General features: G+C 71.2%; 20 protein-coding genes. 11 read left to right on the forward strand and 9 right to left on the reverse strand.

Features of this window, described 5'->3' with window-relative positions; all coding sequences use genetic code 11:
• Window positions 1-29: 29 nt before the first annotated feature.
• Entirely contained in the window at window positions 30-1,109 is a 1,080-nt protein-coding gene (locus ACGF3C_RS21735; RefSeq protein WP_357228191.1) for an NAD-dependent epimerase/dehydratase family protein, read from the forward strand.
• Here the strand turns inward: ACGF3C_RS21735 and ACGF3C_RS21740 are convergent.
• Window positions 1,081-2,445, reverse strand: a complete 1,365-nt coding sequence (locus ACGF3C_RS21740; RefSeq protein ID WP_357228189.1) for a hypothetical protein — start codon at window positions 2,443-2,445, stop codon at window positions 1,081-1,083. The two genes, ACGF3C_RS21735 and ACGF3C_RS21740, sit on opposite strands and share 29 nt — an antisense overlap.
• Before the next feature lie 147 nt (window positions 2,446-2,592).
• On the opposite strand from ACGF3C_RS21740, the gene ACGF3C_RS21745 reads away from it, so the two are divergent.
• The 9 genes from ACGF3C_RS21745 (at window position 2,593) to ACGF3C_RS21785 (ending at window position 10,830) form a co-directional block, all read left to right on the forward strand.
• Window positions 2,593-3,264 (forward strand): glycosyltransferase family 2 protein, encoded by a 672-nt coding sequence (locus ACGF3C_RS21745; protein WP_357228187.1) that lies wholly within the window; start codon window positions 2,593-2,595, stop codon window positions 3,262-3,264.
• Complete coding sequence (locus ACGF3C_RS21750) at window positions 3,261-3,941, forward strand: DUF2064 domain-containing protein (protein WP_357228184.1); 681 nt, start codon at window positions 3,261-3,263, stop codon at window positions 3,939-3,941. Before ACGF3C_RS21745 ends, ACGF3C_RS21750 begins: the two co-directional genes overlap by 4 nt.
• Window positions 3,938-4,654, forward strand: coding sequence for a class I SAM-dependent methyltransferase (locus tag ACGF3C_RS21755; protein ID WP_393224623.1), 717 nt, complete (start codon window positions 3,938-3,940; stop codon window positions 4,652-4,654). The genes ACGF3C_RS21750 and ACGF3C_RS21755 overlap by 4 nt, the downstream gene beginning before the upstream one ends.
• The gene (locus tag ACGF3C_RS21760) at window positions 4,651-5,817 is read left to right on the forward strand and encodes a molybdopterin-dependent oxidoreductase (RefSeq protein WP_357228181.1); all 1,167 of its coding nucleotides are present in this window, start codon (window positions 4,651-4,653) and stop codon (window positions 5,815-5,817) included. The genes ACGF3C_RS21755 and ACGF3C_RS21760 overlap by 4 nt, the downstream gene beginning before the upstream one ends.
• Window positions 5,814-6,239, forward strand: coding sequence for a hypothetical protein (locus ACGF3C_RS21765; RefSeq protein ID WP_357228178.1), 426 nt, complete (start codon window positions 5,814-5,816; stop codon window positions 6,237-6,239). Before ACGF3C_RS21760 ends, ACGF3C_RS21765 begins: the two co-directional genes overlap by 4 nt.
• 44 nt (window positions 6,240-6,283) lie before the next feature.
• Window positions 6,284-7,123, forward strand: a complete 840-nt coding sequence (locus ACGF3C_RS21770) for an S-methyl-5'-thioadenosine phosphorylase (RefSeq protein WP_393224628.1) — start codon at window positions 6,284-6,286, stop codon at window positions 7,121-7,123.
• A 66-nt stretch (window positions 7,124-7,189) separates the two neighbouring features.
• Window positions 7,190-7,786 carry a DM13 domain-containing protein gene (locus ACGF3C_RS21775; RefSeq protein WP_357228173.1) on the forward strand — a complete coding sequence of 199 codons (597 nt, stop codon included), beginning with the start codon at window positions 7,190-7,192 and terminating at the stop codon, window positions 7,784-7,786.
• A 276-nt stretch (window positions 7,787-8,062) separates the two neighbouring features.
• Window positions 8,063-9,424, forward strand: a complete 1,362-nt coding sequence (locus ACGF3C_RS21780; RefSeq protein ID WP_357228169.1) for a ricin-type beta-trefoil lectin domain protein — start codon at window positions 8,063-8,065, stop codon at window positions 9,422-9,424.
• A 68-nt stretch (window positions 9,425-9,492) separates the two neighbouring features.
• Window positions 9,493-10,830 (forward strand): ricin-type beta-trefoil lectin domain protein, encoded by a 1,338-nt coding sequence (locus ACGF3C_RS21785; protein WP_393224632.1) that lies wholly within the window; start codon window positions 9,493-9,495, stop codon window positions 10,828-10,830.
• Window positions 10,831-10,891: 61 nt separating this feature from the next.
• Here the strand turns inward: ACGF3C_RS21785 and ACGF3C_RS21790 are convergent, their stop codons facing one another.
• The 8 genes from ACGF3C_RS21790 to ACGF3C_RS21825 form a co-directional block, all read right to left on the reverse strand.
• Entirely contained in the window at window positions 10,892-11,278 is a 387-nt protein-coding gene (locus ACGF3C_RS21790; RefSeq protein ID WP_393224635.1) for an AtzH-like domain-containing protein, read from the reverse strand.
• Between the two features lie 82 nt (window positions 11,279-11,360).
• Complete coding sequence (locus tag ACGF3C_RS21795; RefSeq protein ID WP_357229184.1) at window positions 11,361-12,989, reverse strand: regulator; 1,629 nt, start codon at window positions 12,987-12,989, stop codon at window positions 11,361-11,363.
• A gap of 12 nt (window positions 12,990-13,001) precedes the next feature.
• On the reverse strand, window positions 13,002-13,694 hold the full coding sequence (locus tag ACGF3C_RS21800; protein WP_357229187.1) for an isochorismatase family cysteine hydrolase: 693 nt from the start codon (window positions 13,692-13,694) through the stop codon (window positions 13,002-13,004).
• Window positions 13,695-13,703: 9 nt separating this feature from the next.
• Entirely contained in the window at window positions 13,704-14,393 is a 690-nt protein-coding gene (locus ACGF3C_RS21805; RefSeq protein WP_355496682.1) for an isochorismatase family cysteine hydrolase, read from the reverse strand.
• A 37-nt stretch (window positions 14,394-14,430) separates the two neighbouring features.
• Window positions 14,431-16,221, reverse strand: coding sequence for an allophanate hydrolase (gene atzF / locus ACGF3C_RS21810; RefSeq protein ID WP_357229191.1), 1,791 nt, complete (start codon window positions 16,219-16,221; stop codon window positions 14,431-14,433).
• Between the two features lie 100 nt (window positions 16,222-16,321).
• The gene (locus ACGF3C_RS21815) at window positions 16,322-16,987 is read right to left on the reverse strand and encodes a GntR family transcriptional regulator (protein WP_124853711.1); all 666 of its coding nucleotides are present in this window, start codon (window positions 16,985-16,987) and stop codon (window positions 16,322-16,324) included.
• A gap of 249 nt (window positions 16,988-17,236) precedes the next feature.
• On the reverse strand, window positions 17,237-18,892 hold the full coding sequence (locus ACGF3C_RS21820) for a thiamine pyrophosphate-binding protein (protein ID WP_393224640.1): 1,656 nt from the start codon (window positions 18,890-18,892) through the stop codon (window positions 17,237-17,239).
• Between the two features lie 12 nt (window positions 18,893-18,904).
• A complete protein-coding gene (locus ACGF3C_RS21825; RefSeq protein ID WP_393224643.1) occupies window positions 18,905-19,666 on the reverse strand; it encodes a cyclase family protein in 762 nt (253 codons plus the stop codon).
• A gap of 174 nt (window positions 19,667-19,840) precedes the next feature.
• On the opposite strand from ACGF3C_RS21825, the gene ACGF3C_RS21830 reads away from it, so the two are divergent.
• The gene (locus ACGF3C_RS21830; RefSeq protein ID WP_357229200.1) at window positions 19,841-21,055 is read left to right on the forward strand and encodes a GAF domain-containing SpoIIE family protein phosphatase; all 1,215 of its coding nucleotides are present in this window, start codon (window positions 19,841-19,843) and stop codon (window positions 21,053-21,055) included.
• Window positions 21,056-21,329: the final 274 nt, after the last annotated feature.

Here is a 21,329-nt window from a genome sequence, read left to right on the forward strand (position 1 = left end):
GGCGTACGTGGGGTCATACGGTGACCGGAATGCGGATCCTTGTCACCGGTGCGGCCGGGTTCATCGGCTCACACATCGCCGACCTGCTCAGCGACGACGGGCACGAGGTGGTGGCCGTGGACGCGCTCCTGCCCGAGGCGCACGCTGCGACGGCGCCGCCCTGGACCGAGCGGCACGACCTGGTGGTCGGCGACGTCCGCGACAACGAACTGCTGACCCGGCTACTGACCGGGGTCGACGCGGTCTGCCATCAGGCAGCCATGGTCGGTCATGGCCTCGACCCCGCCGACGCCCCCCGGTACGCCGCGCACAACGACCTCGGCACGGCCACCCTCCTCGCGGCGATGCACAGCGCCGGGGTGCGCCGACTGGTGCTGGCCAGCTCGATGGTGGTCTACGGCGAGGGCCGCTACCACTGCCCCACCCACGGCATCGTCCGGCCTGCCGGCCGCCGGGTGGTCGACCTGGCCGAGGGCCGGTACGAGCCGACCTGCCCTCGCTGCGATCAGGCGCTCTCCCCCGGTCTCGTGCCCGAGGACGCGCCGCTGGAGCCGCACAGCACGTACGCCGCCACCAAGCTGGCCCAGGAACACCTCGCCGGTGCCTGGGCCCGGCAGACCGGCGGATCGGTGTGGGCCCTGCGCTATCACAACGTCTACGGTCCGCGAATGCCCCGCGACACCCCGTATTCGGGAGTCGCGTCGATCTTCCGCTCGGCCCTGGCCGCCGGACGACCGCCCCGGGTGCTGGAGGACGGCCGGCAGCGGCGGGACTTCGTCCACGTGACCGACGTGGCCGCGGCCAATCTGCTGGCCCTCACGACACCGGCACCGGATCCCCTGACCCCGATCAACGTCTGCTCGGGCGAACCGCACACCGTCGGCGAGTTGGCCCACGAGCTGGCATCGGCGATGGGCGGGCCAGCGCCGGTCACGGTCGGGGGCGGACGGGCGGCGGACGTACGGCACGTCGTGGCCGATCCGGCGCGCGCCGCCCGGCTGCTTGGTTTCACCGCCCGGGTCGGCTTCGCCGTTGGCGTCGCCGACTTCACCAACGCGGTGATGCGGGATCCGGCATCGGTCACGACACGGTCCAGAGCAGGTGGTTGACGGCGAGAGCCGTGGCGGCCTGGGCGGCCAACCACCACCGTCGGTGACCGTGGGGCAGGTGCGCGGTCGCGACCAGCAGCCAGACGGCGAACGGTAGCCAGATCCGTTCGACCTCGGCCTTGCTGAGCCCGGACAGGTCCGCCGCGAGCACCGCCACTGTCGCCGCGATGGGCAACCACACGGTGGGTCCGGCGCTGACGATCCGCTGCCGGAGTGTCGTGGCGAGCGGTGGGTGCGGTGCGTGGATCGACACGGCGGCCACCGCCCGGCGCAGCGCCGGCCCGACCACCGGACCGGCCGAGAGCAGCAGGGCCGCGAGATTCGCCCAGACCCAGTAACCGTACGGACGCTCCGCCGCCCAGCCCTGGTAGTAGCGACGCGCCACCAGGTGGTAGCCGTCCAGCCACCAGAAGCCGGCCAGGGTGAACACGGCGACGACGGCCGCGACCGCCGTCGCCGCGACCAGGAGCACTCCGAGTCGGTCCCGCGCCCGGAGCAGCACCACCGTCAACGCGAGCAGCCCGACCAGGACGAACCCGTACGACAGGTAGAGCGCGAAGCCGAGGAGCAACCCGCCCAGTGCGGCACCTGGTCGACCACCCACCGCCAGCAGCGCCAACCCGGCCGCGACCACCGCGGCGAAGATCCCGTCCGCGGACGCGCCCACCCAGACCGCCCCCGGCAGGAGCACCAGGAACGGCCACACCGCCCGGGCCGCGTCCTCGACGCCGAGTGCCCGCAGCGCCACCGGAACCGACACCGACACCGTGGCACCGAGCAGCACGCAGGCGAGCCCGGCGGCGGTCCCGCCGCCCAGGCCGATCCGCTCCAGCCAGACGAAGAACAGCAACGCCCCCGGTGGATGAGCGGCAGCGTGGGTGGACCACGAGTCGGGCTGGAAGTCGAGAATGCGGTCGGCGAAGCCGGACAGCATGATGCCGACGTCCGTCACCCGGGGCACCTCGTGCAGGTACTCGGCCTGCACGGTGAGCCGCTCGGTCAACCCCGCGGACCAGCCGTCCACAAGGGCCAGCGACAGCGTCCAGAGCAGCGAGGCGAGATAGCCGACCGCCAGCAGCCGCGGCCACGACGTGTCGGTCGCCCAGCGCACGCCCCGCCAGACGAACAGCGCCGCGACGAGCAACGCGGCGGGGGTACCGGGGCCCAGATGGGGCTGCCAACTCGCGTAGAGCGGCGCCGCGTCGGCGTGCAGCCGTACGCCCTGATGGTTGAGCAGGGCGCCGACGGCGACAGCGACAGCGAGCACTGCCGCCTCGACGCCGAGGACGATCAGGTCAGCGGACCGGGTTCGTCCCGGCCGGGTCATCATGGTCATGGTGACGGCCGACCTTACGGCCTCCCACCAGGCGTTCGACTGCCCGAAGGCGATACGTCAGCGAGTCGTAAGATCCGTTGCCGTGTAAGCGATTCGTAAGGACGAACCACGGTCCCGACGGCCGGTGGCGGGCCTAGCGTCGCCGGTATGCACACAACGATCGACGTGGTGCTGCCGTGTCTGGACGAGGCGGCCGCACTGCCTGCCGTACTGAGCGGGCTACCGCCCGGCTACCACGCCATCGTGGTCGACAACGGCTCCACCGACGGTTCACCGGTCGTCGCGGCCGAGCATGGGGCCCGGGTCGTCCACGAGCCTCAACGCGGGTACGGAGCGGCAGTGCACGCCGGCCTGCTGGCCGCGGAGGCGGATCTGGTCTGCGTGCTCGACGCGGACGGCTCGTTCGACCCGGCCGAGTTGCCCAGGCTCGTCTCGGCGGTGCACGACGGACGGGCCGATCTCGCCGTCGGGCGGCGTCGGCCGGTCTCGGCGGATGCCTGGCCATGGCATGCCCGAGCCGGGAACGCGATGGTTGCCGCCCTGCTGCGGCGTCGCGGCGTGCCGGTGTACGACATCAGCCCGATCCGGGTGGCCCGCCGGGCGGCGCTGCTGGGCCTCGGTGTCGACGACCGCGCGTTCGGCTACCCCCTGGAGTTGCTGCTGCGCGCGGCCGGAGCGGGCTGGCGGATCCTCGAACTGGACGTCGCGTACGCGCCCCGCGCCGCCGGCACCACGTCGAAGGTCTCCGGGTCGGTCCGGGGCACGCTGCGGGCGACCCGGGACTTCGCCGGAGTGCTGCGCGCCGGTGGTGGCCGGTGAACGTCCTGCTCCTGGTCGCGAAGGCGCCGGTCCCCGGGCAGGCCAAGACGCGCCTCTGCCCGCCCGCCGATCCCACCCAGGCGGCCCGGATCGCTGCGGCGTCGTTGTTGGACACCCTCGCGGCGGTGCGCGCCACCGCCTCGACCATTCCCGTGTTGGCCCACACCGGTCGGTTCGCCGATGCCGAGTACAGCGCGGAGCTGACCGCCGCGTTGGCAGGTTGGCACCTGCTTCCGCAACGCGGCGACACGTTCGCCGACCGCCTCGCGAACGCCCACGCCGACACCGCTGCGGCATTTCCCGGCCGACCGGTGCTGCAGATCGGCATGGACACCCCGCAGATCGGGCCGGCCCTGCTCAGCGCCGCGCTGGACCGGCTCGCCGAACACGAGGCGGTGTTCGGGCCGGCGCTGGACGGCGGCTGGTGGGCGCTCGGGTTACGCGATGCGAGGTACGCGAGCGCGTTACGCGAGGTACCCACGTCGACCGACGACACCGGGCGCCGCACCCTCGCCGCGCTGCGCGGGCACGGCGTACAACCGGCGTTCCTGCCCGCGCAGCGGGATGTCGACGACTGGTCGACGGCGTTGGCGGTCGCGGCCGACCTACCCGGCACCCGGTTCGCGGATGCTGTCGCGTCGGTGGGCGGCCATCTGCTGAGCGGACACCCCCGGTGAGGTCGACTGTCAGTCTCGACGGTTTCGACGTGGTGCTGGGCAGACTCGGCGGGTGGTCCGCCGATCATGACGCCCACGGCACGCCGGTCAGCCCGAGGCGGCCTGCTGCCCAACCCGACCATTGGCTGGTGCACACCGACGGGCGACGTGACCTGTTGCCGGTACGGCGATGGCACGGGCCGCCCGAGCCGGCCATCGAGTCCGTCGCCGCACGCTGCACCGGGCCCACGATCGATCTCGGCTGCGGCCCCGGGCGGGTGACGATGGCGCTCGCTCGCCGCGGCCTCGTCGCACTGGGGGTGGACATCTCCGCCGAGGCGGTGCGTCTGACCCAGGGCCGAGGGGTGGTCGCCCTGCGACGCGACGTCTTCGAACCCCTTCCCGGGGAGGGGAGGTGGGCGCACGCCCTGCTCATCGACGGCAACATCGGTATCGGTGGCGACCCGGTCCGCTTGCTGCGCCGGTGCGGCACCCTGATCGCTGCCGACGGAACGCTGGTGGTCGAGGTGGAACCCCCGGGGGCCGGGCTGTGGCAGGGGCAGGCGTACGTCGTGTCCGGGTCGTCCGGCGATCGGGAGCCGCGCGGACCGGTGTTCCGCTGGGCGCGGGTCGGGTCGGAGGCGGTGGCCCGGGTCGCCGCCGCTGCCGGCCTGCGGGTCGTCGACCGTTTCCGGTTCGGTCCACGCTGGTTCGCCGAGTTGGCGCGCTCATGATCCGCCGGCCCCGCGTCCCCGTACCCGAGGACTTCACAGCGCCCTCGCACTCACCGCTGGTCGCCGCGCGGCTCGGTCTCTGGCTCGGGGTGGCGTTCGGGCTGTGTTTCGGCACCGGGCTGCTGAGTCACTACATCCAGCACCCGCCAGGCTGGTTCACCTGGCCGACCCGACCGGTCAACCTGTACCGGGTCACCCAGGGCGTTCACGTGCTCTCCGGTGTCGCCGCGATCCCGTTGCTGCTGGCCAAGCTGTGGAGCGTCTACCCCAGGCTGTTCGTCCGCCCGCCCCTCCGTCAGCCGATCCGGTTGACCGCCCACACCCTCGAACGGATCTCCGTCCTCGTACTGGTCTGCGCCGCGTTCTTCGAACTGGTCACGGGCCTGTTCAACGTCGCCCAGTCGTACCCGTGGGGGTTCTTCTTCCCAACGGCGCACTACGCGGTCGCCTGGCTGGTGGCGGGCGCGACGCTGCTGCACGTCGCGGTGAAGCTCCCGATCGCTCGGACGGCGCTGGGCACCCCACTGCGGCGCAGCAGAGCGGGGCGGGCTGCGACACCGGAGGCTGACGACCGGGACTCGTCCGAGCGACGGGCGTTCCTGCGTACCTCGGCGGGCGTCGCCGGCATCGCCGTGCTGGCCACCGCCGGGGTCACCGTGCCGTGGCTACGTCGGGTGTCGCCGCTGGCGTGGCGTTCCGCGTCCGGGCCGCAGGGCGTACCGATCAACCGTACGGCGGCTGCCGCGCACATCGCCGTTCCCCCGGACTGGCGACTGGAGATCGTCTGGCCGGGCGGTCGGGGCAGCCTGTCCCTGGCCGACCTGGCGGCCCTGCCGCAACTGACGGCGGAACTGCCGATCGCCTGTGTCGAGGGCTGGAGCGCGTCGGCCCACTGGACCGGCGTGCCCGTCGTCGAGTTGCTGCGCTGGGCCGGCGCACCGACCGGCCGACCGGTTCGGGTCAGCTCACTGGAAACCGACGGTCTGTACGCGGCCAGCACACTCCCTGCGGCCCACGCCCGCGACCCGCTGACCCTGCTCGCTCTGCGGATCAACGGCGAGCAACTGTCTCCCGACCACGGTTACCCCTGCCGACTCATCGCGCCGAGCCGGCCAGGCGTCCTGCAGACCAAGTGGGTGGCAAGGCTGGAGGTGTTGCGGTGAGAACCGTCCGGCTGCTCCTGTTCGTGGTCGGTGCCGCGGCCACCGCGTACGGCGGTTGGTTGCTCCTCCCCCAGCTCGACACCGCCCTGCCGTGGCTGATCGGCGGCCCGGTGCTGCACGACGTCCTGGTGGCGCCGCTGGTCGGACTGGTCGGACTGGCGCTGGGCCGACTGGTGAGGAACCGGTTGCGCCTGGCCTGGATCGCCGCAGGTCTGCTGGCCAGCGCCACGTTGCTGCTGATCGCTGTGCCGCTGCTGTGGCGACCACCTTCGGCGCCACCGAACCCGGGCCTACCGGACCGCGAGTACCCGCTGGGGCTCGCCGTCGGGCTGGCTGTGCTCTGGGCCGCGATCGTGGTCGTCCTGGTCGTCGCCACCACTGTCGACAGACGTGTCGCGGGCCGACGAGCCGAGCGTAGCTGAGTCGGTCCCAGCCGTTCTTCACTGTTCGTCCAGGAGGGGTACACATGTCAGCAGGAGACATCAGCACGACCGACCGCCCGCGGATCGGCGTGATCGGCGGATCCGGGTTCTACGAGTTCCTCGACGACGTCGCCGAGGTCACCGTCGACACACCGTACGGGCCGCCGAGCGACGCGCTGTCCGTCGGGACTGTCGCCGAGCGGCCGGTGGTGTTCCTGCCCCGCCACGGACGCCGGCACACCCTCCCCCCACACCGCATCAACTACCGGGCCAACCTGTGGGCGCTGCGCGCACTCGGCGTCCGCCAGGTGCTCGCACCGGGCGCTGTGGGCGGCCTGCGACCGGATCTGGGCCCGGGAACCCTCGTCGTACCGGACCAACTGGTCGACCGGACCAGCGGCCGGGAGCAGACCTACTACGACGGACAGCCGCGCGCGGACGGGAAGCCCTCCCCGGTCGTTCACGTTCCCTTCGCCGACCCCTACTGCCCGGTCGGACGAGCCACGGTTCTCGACGCCGCCCGATCCACTGGTTGGCAGCCGGTCGACGGCGGAACGATGGTCGTCATCGAGGGGCCCCGGTTCTCCACCCGCGCGGAATCGCTGTGGTACGGCCGGCAGGGCTGGTCGGTCGTCGGCATGACCGGTCACCCGGAGGCGGTGTTGGCCCGCGAACTGGCACTGTGTTACACCGCGCTGTCCCTGGTGACCGACCTCGACTCGGGCGTGGAGGTCGGTCAGGGCGTGACTCAGCAGGAGGTGTTCACGGTCTTCGCCCGGAACATCGAGCGCCTGCGCCTCCTGCTCGGCGACGCGGTGCAGACGTTGCCGGAGGCCCAGGGCGCCTGCCGGTGCGGACAGGCGCTGGCAGATACGCAGGGGTGACCGTCGTAAGAGTTCCGCAATGGTTCGCGAACAGTTCGACGGCGGCTGCGGCCGTACGCTGCGGTGATGGGAAGACGGATGTTCCGGTCGCCGCTGGTCCGAGCCGGTCTCGCCTGCGCTGTCGTCGTGTCGATGCTGGCCCTGTACTGGTTCCAGCCGTGGAAGCTCGTCACCGACACCTACGTCGACGAGGCCGTTCCCCGCGTCGCGACGACATCTGTCACCCCGACCCCGGTGTCCGCGAGCCCGGCCCCGACGGCGTCGGCAGCCACCCCAACCCCTGCGGCGTCGGCAGCCACCCCGGCGGCGAACGAGATCCTGACCGCCGGCGAGTTCGTCACCCATGAGCACCGGACGACCGGCAGCGCCGAGATTCACCGGCTCGCCGACGGGCGCCACCAGTTGGTCATCCGCGACCTGGACACGTCGAACGGCCCGGACCTGCGGGTGTGGCTGACCGACCAACCGGTCATCCGGGGCACGGCCGGCTGGCGGGTGTTCGACGACGGCGAATGGGTCGAGCTGGCCAAGCTCAAGGGCAACAAGGGCAACCAGGTGTACGAGCTACCGGCGTCGGTGGATCCAGGTGACTTCCGGAGCGTCTCCATCTGGTGCAAGCGGTTCGCGGTCTCCTTCGGCGCGGCCGATCTCACGAGCGCCTGACCGACAGGACCGGCCCGCAACCTGCCGGACACGGCATTGACATCTTTCACTGCGCGATCTAGCGTCGGAACGAATCGATTCGACGCCGAGCCAGGTGCTCCGGCACCGTCGGTCGAACGGTCTCGTGATGTTTGGGCGCACGAGGTGACCACTGTCGAATCGATTGCCGAGTGGTCCCGCGCGGGCGGCGAGACCAGCGGCAGACACCTGCGTCGATGAACCGGTCGGCCGTGGACCCCTTTCAACCAGTTCGTGCCGAATGGCGGGAGCCCCTTCATGACAAGACGTAGACCCATCCTTGGATTGCTCGCGACGGCGGCGGCCGTCGTCGTGACCGTGAGCGCAGGGGCACTGGCCGGCGGTCTGAGCACCACCGCGTCGGCCGCGGACATCGGAGCGGCCGCGGCGACCGCCGGGTGCGGCAAGGCGCCCACGTTGACCAGCGGCCAGCGGTCCATTCAGAGCAACGGCCAGAACCGCAGCTTCATCCTGAGGATCCCCGACAACTACGACAGGAACCACCCCTACCGGTTGATCTTCGGGTTCCACTGGAACGGCGGCACCGCGAACGACGTCGACGGCGGCGGGTCCGACGGGGCGGCCTGGTCCTACTACGGGCTGCGGCAGCAGGCGAACAACAGCACGATCTTCGTCGCACCCCAGGGCAACGGGAACGGGTGGGCCAACCCCGGCGGCCAGGACGTCACCTTCGTCGACAACATGATCAGCCTGATCGAGGCCGATCTGTGTGTCGAGACCACCCAGCGCTTCGCGCTCGGTTTCAGCTACGGCGGGGGCATGAGCTACTCGCTGGCCTGTTCCCGCCCAGGTGTCTTCCGCGCTGTCGCGGTCTACTCCGGTGGGCAGCTCAGCGGGTGCAGCGGCGGCACCCAGCCGGTCGCGTACATGGGGATCCACGGCATCGGGGACTCGGTGCTCAACATCTCCGCCGGACGGTCCCTGCGTGACACGTTCGTCCGGAACAACGGGTGCACCGCCCAGAGCCCACCCGAACCGAGGGCGGGCAGTCTGACCCACATCACCACCACCTACTCCGGCTGCCGGTCCGGCTATCCGGTGGTCTGGGCAGCCTTCGACGGCGGGCACACCCCCGGCCCGGTGGACGGCGGCGGAGACAGCGGCGCCAGGACCTGGACCAAGGGCGAGGTGTGGAGGTTCTTCACCCAGTTCGGTGGCACCGATCCCACGTCGCCGCCGACCACCCCACCGCCGACCACCCCGCCGCCGAGCGACACGTCGGCCCTGCGCAGCACGTCCTCCGGACGGTGCCTCGACGTCAACGGCGCCTCGCAGACCAATGGCGCGACGGCGATCATCTGGGACTGCCACGGTCAGAGCAACCAGAGCTGGACCTCGACCGCCGCCCAGGAACTGCGCGTCTTTGGCGGCAAGTGCCTCGACGTCAACGGCGCCAGCACCGCGAACGGCAGCTCGGTGATCATTTGGGACTGCAACGGCCAGTCCAACCAGAAGTGGCGGTTCAACGCCGACGGCTCGATCACCGGAGTTGGTTCGGGCCGCTGCCTGAACCTGGTCGGCAACGGCACGGCCAACGGCACGCGCGTGCAGATCTCCGACTGCACCGGCGCGGCCAACCAACGTTGGAGCCGGAGTTGAGCCCGACGAGGTTCCCGCAGAGGGGACCGGCCCAACGGATGTTCAACGACTCGCAAGGAGGCGCAACCGTGCCGCTTCGTAAACTCTCCGGCCCCTGGCTGGGGGCAGCCATGGCGGTCATGGTTGTGATCGCCGTCGGAATGTACGTTCTCACGACCGTCGCACCGGCGGCGGCGGCCACCACTGCCGGCTGCGGCAAGGCGCCCGGGCTGAACAGCGGCACCCACACCATCCAGAGCGGCGGGAAGAGCCGTAGTTTCATCCTTCGACTGCCGGACAGCTACAACAACACCTACGCCCACCGGCTGGCCTTCGGGTTCCACTGGCTGGGCGGCACCGCCAGTCAGGTCGCGTCGGGCGGAAGCGACGGTGCGGCGTGGGCCTACTACGGCATGCAGTCGCAGGCGAACAACAGCACCATCTTCGTCGCCCCGCAGGGCCTCAACAACGGCTGGGGCAACTCCAACGGTGAAGACGTCACCTTCACCGACGACATGATCCGCATGATCGACAACGCTCTCTGCGTCGACACCACACAACGCTTCTCGGTCGGGTTCAGCTACGGCGGCGCGATGAGCTACTCGTTGGCGTGTTCCCGACCGACGGTATTCCGTGCGGTCGCGGCAATCGCGGCCCCGGGGGCGATCAGCGGATGCAGCGGCGGCACCGGACCGGTCGCGTACCTGGGGATCCACGGCATCAACGACAACATCCCCAGCGGACGCTCGCTGCGCGACAGGTTCGTCCGCAACAACGGATGCGCCGCACAGAGCCCACCCGAGCCAAGGGCTGGCAGCCTGACCCACATCACCACCGCGTACTCCTGCCAGGCCGGATACCCGGTGCTCTGGGCCGCCTTCGACGGCGGCCACCAGCAGGGCCCGGTGGACGGCTGCGCCGGCTGTGAGAGCGGCGCGCGGAGCTGGGTCAAGCAGGAGGTCTGGAACTTCTTCGCCCAGTTCGGGTCCACAGTGCCACCCACCACTCCCCCGCCGTCGACCCCGCCGCCCGGCCAGCAGAACGTGCTGATCGCCAGCAGCCCGGCCAACCGGTGCATCGACATTCCCAACTCGAGCACGACGAACGGTGCTCGTCCGCAACTGTGGGACTGTCACGGTGGCACCAACCAGCGTTGGACCTACACCGCCAACCGCACGCTGACCGTGTACGGCAACAAGTGCCTGGACGCCAGCGGTGCGGGCAGCAGCAACGGCACCGCGGTCATCATCTGGGACTGCAACGGCCAAGCCAACCAACAGTGGAACCTGAACTCCAACGGCACCATCACCGGCGCCCAGTCGGGGCTGTGCCTCGACGCAGTCGCATCCGGCACGGCCAACGGGACGCAACTTCACCTCTGGGCCTGCCACGGCGGCGCCAACCAGCAGTGGAGCAGGCGCAACTAGTACCGCGCGCGACGTCGGAGCACGCGCCGCCCGGGTCCTGTCCCGGGCGGCGCGTACTCCGTCAGTCGGTGGCCGCGCCCGAGACGGAGACGTGCGCGGTGACGATCCGCCAGCCGACGGGCAGGCGTACCCAGGTCTGGGTCTGCCGCCCGGTCGTGGCGGTGCCGTCGTACCCGAACCGGGTTGTCACGACCGCCAGGTCCAGGCCGAACGTGGTGATGATGAGGTCGACCAGCCGGCGACCGGCCGGCAACGGTGGCTGCGCCGCGCGCCACTTGCGCTGCTCGTCCAGCCCGTACTGATGGTCGGCGAGGCCGAACCGAACGGTCCGCTCGGAATCCCAGAAGTACCCGCAGATCAGGTCGGCGTCGCCAGCCGCCAGCGCCTGTTCGTAGGCGGTGAAGGCCGCCGCCACCTCGGCGGCCACGTCCGTCCGGTCGATCTCCATGCGGTACGTCCCTTCGATCCGTTCGGTCAGGAACTTCCCGGGCCGGTCGGGAGCCGTGACGCCCCCGACCGGGCCGGCCGGCTCACCCGCTCACTGCCGACGTCCGCTGCTCCTCCGCTGACCGATCGGTGACCGGCCCGGCCCGACCCGGTTCCACGTCCGGCTCGACCTCCTCCGGGCCGGGCTCGCGGGGCGTGGGGCGGCCCAGCGCGAAGACCACACAGATCACCGCGACGAACAGGTAGCCGAGCGCCACCTGGCCGTTGGCGTTCCACTCGATCCGTTCGCCGTGGATCAACCCGATGAACGACAACAGTGCACCGGAGCCGGCGAAGATCGCGGCCCGAACGAACCGCTTGTCGATGATGAAGACCACCACCGCGCCGAGCACCAGGCCGGCGAGGATCGCACCCTGACCCAGCACCAGAAGCCCGTCGTAGATCACGCCAGCGCCGTTGAGCGCATCGTCGCCGACCGCCGCGGCGGTGGTGCCCGCCGCCGCCAGAGCGTTGTCGATCTGCCCGGTCGCCCAGGCGGCGATGTTCGGAATCAGCGCCGCGACCACTGCGGCGGCGTGCGCCCTGGGGGTCGCCTGGAACGCCTGCGCCCCGATCAGCAACCCGATGTAGAGCAGAATCGGCACGATCGCCGCCGTCGGGAAGATCGCGCCGAGCAGCCCGAACATGCCGAAGAAGCAGAGCAACGCGATCACCACACCGGTCGCCATCGAATAGCCGCTGCGCCCACCGGCGGCCTTCCAACCCGGGTGACCGACATAGACGGCCGGTGGGAACGGCGAGCCGAGCGCGGCCCCGATCACCGCACCCGCGCCATCGGCGAGCAGCACGCTGCGCAGGTTGTAGTTGTCCCCCGCGGTCGCCGCGCTCTCCACGTTCGTCATTCCCTCGGTGAAGTTGTAGACGCCGAGCGGGATCGCCGTCGCCAGCAGAGGCGCCATGTCGACCAGCCCGGCGAAGAGCAGGTCCAGCTTGAACGAGGGCACGGCGATCGCGATGTCCCGGGCGGCGGCCGTGACGTCCGGCACCGACATCGCACCGCCGGCCCAACCGATCGCGGTACCGAGCAGCAGTGCCGCGAGCCCGATCGGGAAGTTGAACGGCAACTTCACGTCGGTCAACAACCCGATCAGCAGCAGCGCGAGGACCGGCAGGGCGACCCAGGCCATCCGCCACATCTGCCCGGCGGGGTTCATCGAGATGAACGTGATGGAGATTCCCGCAAGGGTGCCGAGCAGCGCGGCCCGTGGCGCGTACCGGCGGATGTAGGGCCCGACGAACGCGCCGATCAGCACGATCACGCCGATGATGAAGGCCCACGCCAGCCCGGCCTCCCAGGCCCGCACCGGATCCTGGGTGCGCAGGTAGATGGGGAGCATGATGACGAAGATGACGATGAACATGTGCGGCACGCTCGGCCCGTACGGCAGGGCCGTCACGTCGGTGCGGTTCTCCCGTCGAGCCAGCCGGCGGGCCAGGTAGGTGTAGTAGATGTTTCCGGCGACCAGGGCGATGCCCAGTGCCGGCAGGATGGTGCCGAACACCTCCCCCTCGGGGAGGTTCACCACGGCGAGGCAGAGCCCGGTCAGGGTGAGCACGTTGACCAGGACGTTGACGCCGAATCCGAAGAACGCGTTGGTGTCGCCGCGGACCCAGTACGGCAGCGCGACGCTTGTGGGTTTGGTCGAGACCATGACTGCTCCCGGTCAGGAGGAGGGCTGCAACACGGGGGTGGTGGGTAGCGCGGCGCGTACCTGCAGCGAGTCGGCGACCCAGCCGAAGATGCCGCCCTGGGCGGCGATCATGTCGAGCCCGACCCGGTGGAATTCCGGGAAGTAGGACCCGACGCAGTCGGCGAGCACGAGGCACTCGTACCCGCGGTCGTTGGCTTCCCGGACGGTGGTGTGCACGCAGACCTCGGTGGTGACCCCGGTGACCAGGAGGCTGCGGACACCCCGCCCGGCGAGCAGGACGTCCAGGTCGGTGGCGTGGAAGGCACCCTTGCCGGGCTTGTCGATGACCGGCTCGTCGGGCAGCGGCCTCAGCTCGTCGATGATGTCGTGGCCGTACTCGCCGCGGACGAGGATGCGACCCTTGGGTCCGGGATCACCGATCCGCCTGCTCGGCGCACCGCGGCTGAGCTTGGCCGGCGGACAGTCGGACAGGTCGGGCAGGTGCCCCTCGCGGGTGTGCACGACACTCAGGCCGACGGCGCGGGCGGCGGCCAGCAGCGCCGCGAGCGGTGCGATGGTGCGGCGCAACTGGGCGACGTCGTTGCCCAGGCTCTCACCAAACCCGCCGGGCTCCAGAAAGTCGCGCTGCATGTCGATGACGAGCAGCGCCGTGGTCGAGATGTCGAAGGCGTACGGGCTGGGCCGCGCCGCCGCGATGGTCACCATGGGCGCACCTCACTCGGCCGTGGCGGCGATGACGTCGTCGGATGTGGTGACGCAGCCGAAGACGCCGCCCTGCATGGTGACCATGTGCAGTGCCGCGTCGTGGTTGGCCTTGTCGGTGGCGCCGGTGCAGTCCGAGAGGATCAGGCACTCGTACCCCCGGTCGTTCGCCTCGCGCATCGTGGTGTGCACGCAGACGTCGGTGGTGATGCCGGTGAGGATCAGGTGGGTGATGCCCCTGCTGCGGAGCACCAGGTCGAGGTTTGTCGCGTAGAAGGCACCCTTGCCGGGCTTGTCGATGATCACTTCGCCGGCCACCGGGGCCACTTCCGGCACGATCTCCCAGCCCGGCTCGCCCCGGACCAGGATCCGGCCGGCCGGGCCGGGCGCGCCGATCTCGGCGCCGATGCGCGCCGAACGCCACAGCTTGTTCGCCGGCAGGTCGGACAACTGCGGGTCGTGTCCCTCCCGGGTGTGCACGACAAGCATCCCGAGCGATCGCGCGTGCTCGAGCAACCGGGCAGTGGCCGGCAGGCCGGCCCGGGTGAGGCCGATGTCGTAACCCATCGCGTCGACGTAGCCGCCCGGTCCGCAGAAGTCGGTCTGCCAGTCGATGCAGAGCAGTGCGGTACGCGCGGTGTCCGCCGCGCCGTCGTAGGGCCACGGGTAGGGGTTGGCCGTTACCGGCCCGATGCTGCCCATCCTCTCGCCTCCTGTCGTGATCGCTGATGCTGGCGCGTCAGCGCCGGGCGGCGGATCGGCGGTAGGCCCGCCACCCGCCGCTGGCGCTGATGTCCTCGGCCGGCGGGCCCGCCGCGTACGCTTCGCAGAGGAACCCGAGCACGTCACGTCCGTCGTGCAGCTGGACCCAACCGAGCGAGAGGGGTGCTGGCACTCCGGCCAGCAACCCACCGAGAGCCGCGCTGGGCAGCCGCCACAGCTCGACCTCGATCGGGTGACCGTTCGCGCCGACCCGGACCAGACCTGGCAGCCCTTCGCCATCGGGCGTGTCCATCCGGTACAGCCGGTAGAGCGGCGCGGTGCGGGCGGTACCGGCGAGGACCGCGCCGCGCCCGAGCAGCTCGCCGTTGCGGGATTCGCCGGTCAGGTGCCGGCCGACCACTGCGACAAGCAGCTCAGCCGAGCGCTGGGGAGGTGGCGGGCTCGCCTCGACCATCTGGGTCGACGCGCCCTCGGTGACCGCGGCGGCCAGCCTGGCCAGGGTGGTGTCGCTGAACGCCGGGCCGACCAGGGTCAGGCTCGCCGGGCGGCCGGAGCTGGTGAACCCGTTGGGTACGGTCACCGCGGCCAGGTCGAGCAGATTCGCGAACTGGGTGTAGCGGCCGAGCATCGCGTTGCGCCCGATCGGATCCTCGGCGATCTCGTCGAGCGTGAAGGTGGTGCCGACGGTGGGCACCACCAGCACGTCGACGTCCTGCCAGAGCTGGTCGACCTGGGCTCGCAGTTCGCGCAGGCGGTGTTGACCGCGGAAGGCGTCGATCGCGTCGTAGCGACGCCCGGTCTCCAGTACGGCACGGGTCACCTCGAAGACCGACTCGGGGTGCGACCGCAGGAAGCCGTCCAGGGCGACGAGCCGCTCGGCCACCCAGGGCCCCCGGTAGAGCAGGTCGCCCGCCTCGAAGAAGGCACCGAGCGGCACCGACCGACGGGACCCGACGAAGGTGTGCAGCCGTTCCACCCCCGCCGCGAACCGGGCCTGCTGCCCGCTGTCGCCGAAGAACTCCAGGTCCTCCGCCCGGGGCACCCCGAGGCGGAGCGTCCCCGGCGGGCGGGGAACCACCCGCTCGGCCGGGAACGGACGTCCCCAGGGGTCGGTCGAGGTGACCGCGCGGGCGGCGTGCAGCACGTCGAGAGCGCCTGCCACGTCGGTGGTGAAGACCGACACGCAGTCCAGGGAGCGGCAGGCGGGCACCACGCCGGCCGTACTGAGCAGACCCCGGGTGGGCTTGAGACCGACGATCCCGTTGAGCGCCGCCGGCACCCGACCGGAGCCGGCGGTGTCCGTACCCAGGGCGAAGCTGACCTGGCCCGCAGCTACCGCGACCGCTGAGCCGGAGCTGGAACCCCCGGAGATGAGGCCGCCGCCGAAGACGCTCTGGCAACTGCCGTACGGCGAGCGGGCGCCGGTCAGACCGGTGGCGAACTGGTCGAGGTTGGTCTTGCCGACAAGCAGCGCGCCGGCGTCGAGGAGTCGCCGCACCACTGGCGCGTCCTCGACGGCCTCGTACCCGAAGTCGGGGCAGCCCGCGGTGGTGACCATGCCGGCCACGTCGATGTTGTCCTTCACCGCGAACGGGATCCCGTACAGCGGCAGCGCGGGATCGCCGTAGCGGCTCAGCGACTCGGCGCGCTCACGCAGACGATCGGCCGGGACGGTGCTGATCCAGACCGGTCCGTCGTCGTGCCCGGCGAGCCCGTCCAGGACTCGCTCGGCCTGGTCCGCCGGGGTCAGGCCGCCCTCACGGTACGCCGACCGAAGCTCCGAAATGGACCCTACTCGCTCTGGCATACTGTCGATTGTCGACTGTTCTGTTACAGGAACCCGCGCGTCACGTAACGACAACATGACGGCGCGTGGCCCGGACTCACCGGGCCACGGCCGACCTCGGCTAGCCCAGATACGAGCGAGCGCCGTGCCCGGAGAGCACGGTGAGCACCTCTTCCGGGTCTCCCCCGGCGACCGCCTCGAACAACCGCTCATGCCGGTGGACACCGTCCAGCGGCTGCGCCAGCTCCGCCTCCCGGCGCAGGTTGATCGCCATGTAGAGCTGAAGCTTCACCAGGATCGAGCCGTACACAGCGGAAAGCTGACGGTTACCGGCGAGTGCCACAAGCGCGACGTGGAACTCCCGGTGCGACTCGGCGACCGCCATCCGGTCGCCGGCCCGGGTCGCCTCCCTCAACTGGTCCAGCGTCGCCCGCAGTCCGGCGAGGTCACTCTCCCTGGCGACCGGGATCCCCGCCCGTACCGAGAAGCGTTCCAGCACGTCACGCAGCTCGTACAGCTCCCGCACGTCGCGGTCCGACAGGGTGGCGACCCGAACACCGCGCCGGGGCACGTGCTCGACCAGCCCCTGCTGGGCCAGCAGCCGCAGCGCCTCCCGCAACGGAGCCCGGCTGATCCCCAGCCGTCGGGTCAACTGCTCCTCCACCAGGCGTTCGCCCGGGTCGCTCTTGCCGCTGAGGATTTCCCGGGTCAGCCGAGAGACGGCGAGGTCCACCAGGCTGACGCTCTCCAGCTCACCATCCACCGTCGATGCGGCCACGTCGTCCACGCCGATGAGTCTGCCACCTGCCGCCGCACGACCCGCGTGTGCGCGCCCCGGCGCGGACCGGGTCGCCTGCGCCTGACCTACGTGAGGTTCTGCCGGCCCCACCCGCAACCGCCTGACCACGGCGTCAGGCGACGCAGAACTCGTTGCCCTCAGGGTCGAGCATGACGACGTGCCCGAGGACATCGCCGTAGCACTCCTCGCGGATCACTGTCCAGCAGGCCGGGGCGGCAGCGTGGGCACGACGGTGGCTCAGTGGCCACGGAACGCCTCCTCCAACCACCACGAGCCGCGCGCGGCGCTGACCTTGGCGTCGATCACCAGCGGTCGGGTACGGGGACCAGCGAGCCAGTGGCGTGCCGGTTCGAGATCGTCGACGGTCCGGACGGTCAACCCGTCGCAGCCGTAGCCACCGGCGATCGCGGCCAGGTCGGTCTCGGGGAAGGTGACCGTCTCCAACGGGTGCCCGTCCGGCCCGAAGTGGTGCACCTCCGCCCCGTACGCCGCGTCGTCGTAGATCACCACGAGCAGGGGTAGCGCCAGCCGGACGGCGGTGACCAGTTCGGTGGCGGACATGACGAAGCCACCGTCGCCGACCGCGGCGACGGTGAGCCGGTCCGGCCGGGCGACCGCCGCGCCGAGCGCACTGGCCAGCCCGAGCCCGACCGACTGGAACGCCTGGGTGAAACAGAATCCGGCCACGTCCGGCACGTCGAGCCACATCGACGGGTAGCCCATGAAGTTGCCGGAGTCGACCACCACCGTCCGGTCGGACGGCAGCAGGTCGTCCAGGGCGGTCGAGAGCGTCCTCGGGTCGATCGTCGCCGGGGCGCCGGCCCGCGCCGGCGCACTCTCGTCCCGGTACGGGACGGTCCGCCACCGGCCGTGGTCGCGGATCCGCTGTGCCAGCTCCGGCGTACGCCATCCGCCGGTGGTCGCGCCCGCGGGGCCGGTGGAGTCGACGCCCAGGCGAGCGAGCAGCGCCTCGGCGACAGTCGCCACTCCACCGGCCACGGTCAGGTCGACCGGACGGTTCACTCCGAACGCGGTCGGGTCGCGGTCTACCTGAACGACGACGGCGTCGGGCGGGATCAGTTCGCCGTGCCTGGTGGTCCACATATTCAGCGTGCTGCCCCAGGCGACGACCAGATCCGCCCCGCCGATCAGCTCGGCGGTGAGCGGGGTGGCGAAGCCGCCGGCCACGTCGAGGTTCCACGGGTTCCCGGCGAACAGCCCCTTCGCCGCGGCGGAGACCGCGAGCAACGCGCCGCACGCGTCGGCGAGCCGGATCAGCGGTTCCCGGGCCGAGCGGGCGCCCCGACCGGCGATGAACACCGGTCGGCGGGAAGCCTGGAGCGCGGCCAGCAAGGGCTCGACGTGCGGGGCGGTGACCGGGGCCGGCGCGGCCGCGGGGACCGGGCCGGACCATGGTTCGGTTGCCTGCTGCACCTCCAACGGGAGGCCCAGCACCACTGTCGCGCCCCGCGCGGCGGCCCGGTAGGCCGCGCCCGCGTCCTCGGCCGCGTGCGTCGCGCGTACCCGGTGGAAGTCGGCCCCGACCGCGGCGGCGAGTGCCGGCAGGTCGATGAAGAAGTTCGACAGCGGCGCGGTCGCCTCCGGGGCCAGGACCACCATCGGGGTACGGCTCTTCGCCGCCTCGGTGAGGCCGGTCAGCGCGTTGGTGACGCCGGGGCCCTGGTGCACCGAGAGCAGCCCCACCGTCCCGGCGGTGCGGGCGTACCCGTCTGCCATGCTCGCCGCGCCGCCCTCGTGGGCCGCCGCCACGAACCGGGCGCCGGCCGCGACGAGCGCGTTAGTGACATGGAAGTTGCCACTGCCGACCACCCCGAAGACGTGCCGTGCGCCGTGTCCGTACAGAACCCGCCCGACCACCTCGGCTACCCGCATCGGTGGTCCGGCCTACCGTTCGACCAGCGCGAGGACCCGGCACGGGCTGCCCGACCCGGAGACGATGGGCAGCGGCCCGGCGATCACCACCGCGCCGGTCGCCGGCAACTGCGCCAGGTTACGGAGCTGGGTCAGGCCGTACTTGTCCTGACCCAGCAGGAACGAGTGGCACGGGAAGGGCGGGTCGAACGAGTGCGCGGCGCCCGCGTCGGTCCCGACCGTCTCCACCCCGACGCCCTGGATCGGCGACTCCTCGGCCAGCCAGCGGGCGCACTCCACGGAGATGCCCGGGGTACGCCCGGCGTTGGCGTACCGCTCCGGGTCGTCGCCGTACGCGTCCCAGCCGGTGCGGTAGAGCAGCCAGCCACCGCTGGGCAGGGCGCCATGTTCCGCCTCCCATGCCTTGACGTGCTCGACCTCGAGCAGGAAGTCGGGATTCTCGGCGGCCTCGGCGGCGTGGTCGATCACCACAGCCGGGGCGATCAACTGGCTCACCGGAACCTGCGACACGTCCGCGCCGTGTTGACCGGTGACCCAGTGCACCGGGGCGTCGAAGTGGGTGCCGGTGTGCTCACCGGTGGAGAAGTTGTTCCAGTACCAGGCCGGACCCCTGTCGTCGTACCGGCTGATCTCGCTGAGTTGAAACGGCCAGGTCTGGCCGAACTGCTCGGGCAGACCCAGGATCGGGGTCTGGTCCGAGAGCGGAGCGGTGAGGTCGACAACCTGGATCCGGCCGCTGGAGAGAGCGGCGACAAACTCCTGCAGCACCGTCATGCGGCGACGGTACACCCGCTCACACTCCAGATAGGACCGACGCCCACAGGCCCATTCCTCCCGTGTCGGACCGGGGCGGTCACCCGGCGGGCAGGACCCCACGTCGGAGCCACGACACTGTTGATCTCGCTCCTGACGTGCGTTCGCCGCCGCGTCAGCGTCTAGGCTGCTTGGGTGGCCGACGCCGACCTGGTGACGAACGAGGAGCGACTGAGACGTATCGAGGCGATCACCGACGCCGCCCTGTCGGGGCTCAACATCGCCGAGTTGCTCGACGAGCTCCTTGAGCGGGTCCGCGACCTGCTCAAGGTCGACACCGCCACCATTCTGCTGCTTGACGACCACACCGGCGAGCTCGTCGCGACCGCGGCCAAGGGCCTGGAGGAGGAGGTGCGCCGCGGTTTCCGCGTCCGGGTCGGGCGCGGCTTCGCCGGCCGAGTGGCAGCGACACGCGCCCCGGTCACGATCGACAACGTGACACCCGACGACGTGGTGAATCCGATCCTGCTCGCCACGGGCATACGTGCCCTGCTGGGCGTGCCCATGCTCGTCAACGGCAACCTCGTCGGCGTACTGCACGTCGGCTCTCTGGCCCTGCGGCGGTTCGGTCCCGACGACGTGCGGCTGTTGCAGCTCGTTGCCGATCGCGCCGGCCTGGCGGGGCAGGCCCGAGCACAGGTTCTCGACCGGCAGGCGGCGCTGGCCCTGCAACGCAGCCTGCTACCCGGCCGGCTGCCCGACATCCCCGGCCTGGACCTGGCCGCCCGGTACGTGCCCGGCCACGACCTCGGCATCGGCGGCGACTGGTACGACGTGTTCACGTTGCCCTCGGGCTGGCTGGGTGCCGTCATCGGTGATGTCTCCGGCCACGGGCTGCCGTCCGCCGTCGTCATGGGACGCATCCGCAGCGCGCTACGCGCCTACGCTCTCGACTCCGACGATCCCGCCACGGCGCTGACCTCCCTCGACCGCAAGATCCACCACTTCGAGGCGGGCAGCCTCACCACCGCCGTCTACGCCCTGATCGCACCCGACCGCACGACTGTGCACCTCTCCTCCGCAGGCCATCTGCCACCGCTGCTGGCCGTCCCCGGCCACCCCACCCGGCCTGTCAACCTGACGGTGGACCGCCCACTCGGTGTGGGTCGACCATCAGTCGATCGCCGCACGACCGTTCTGGACCTACCGCCGGGTGCGGCGCTCGTCCTCTACACCGACGGACTGGTCGAACGCCGCAGCGAGGTGATCGACACCGGCATCGAGCGTCTCGCCGGCGCCGTGCAGTCGGGGCCAGCCGAGGCGTTGTGCGACCACATCATGATCACCACCGCGGAGGAGCGTCCCAACGACGACATCGCTCTGCTGGTCATCCGCCGCCTGAGCCACTGAACGTCATCGTCCTCGCCCCACCAGCTCGTCGGCGCCGAGGAAGTGGCCGAGGGAGCGGTAGATCGAGCACAGTTCCTCACCCCGGTGTTCGGTACCTCGTGCCCGCCCAGAGGCCTGTCCGGGGTGATCCGTCGGTACTCCTACCGCAGGTACAGCGAGGGACGGGCCGCCCACTGGCTGCTCCTGCTCGCTGCCGACCGGGTGGACGCGGTCGAGGGCACCTTGGCGTCGTTCCTGAACCGCCACCCTGACAGTCCGATCACCGAAACCGGTG

The organism is Micromonospora sp. NPDC047762 (assembly GCF_043204655.1).
GTDB lineage: Bacteria > Actinomycetota > Actinomycetes > Mycobacteriales > Micromonosporaceae > Micromonospora.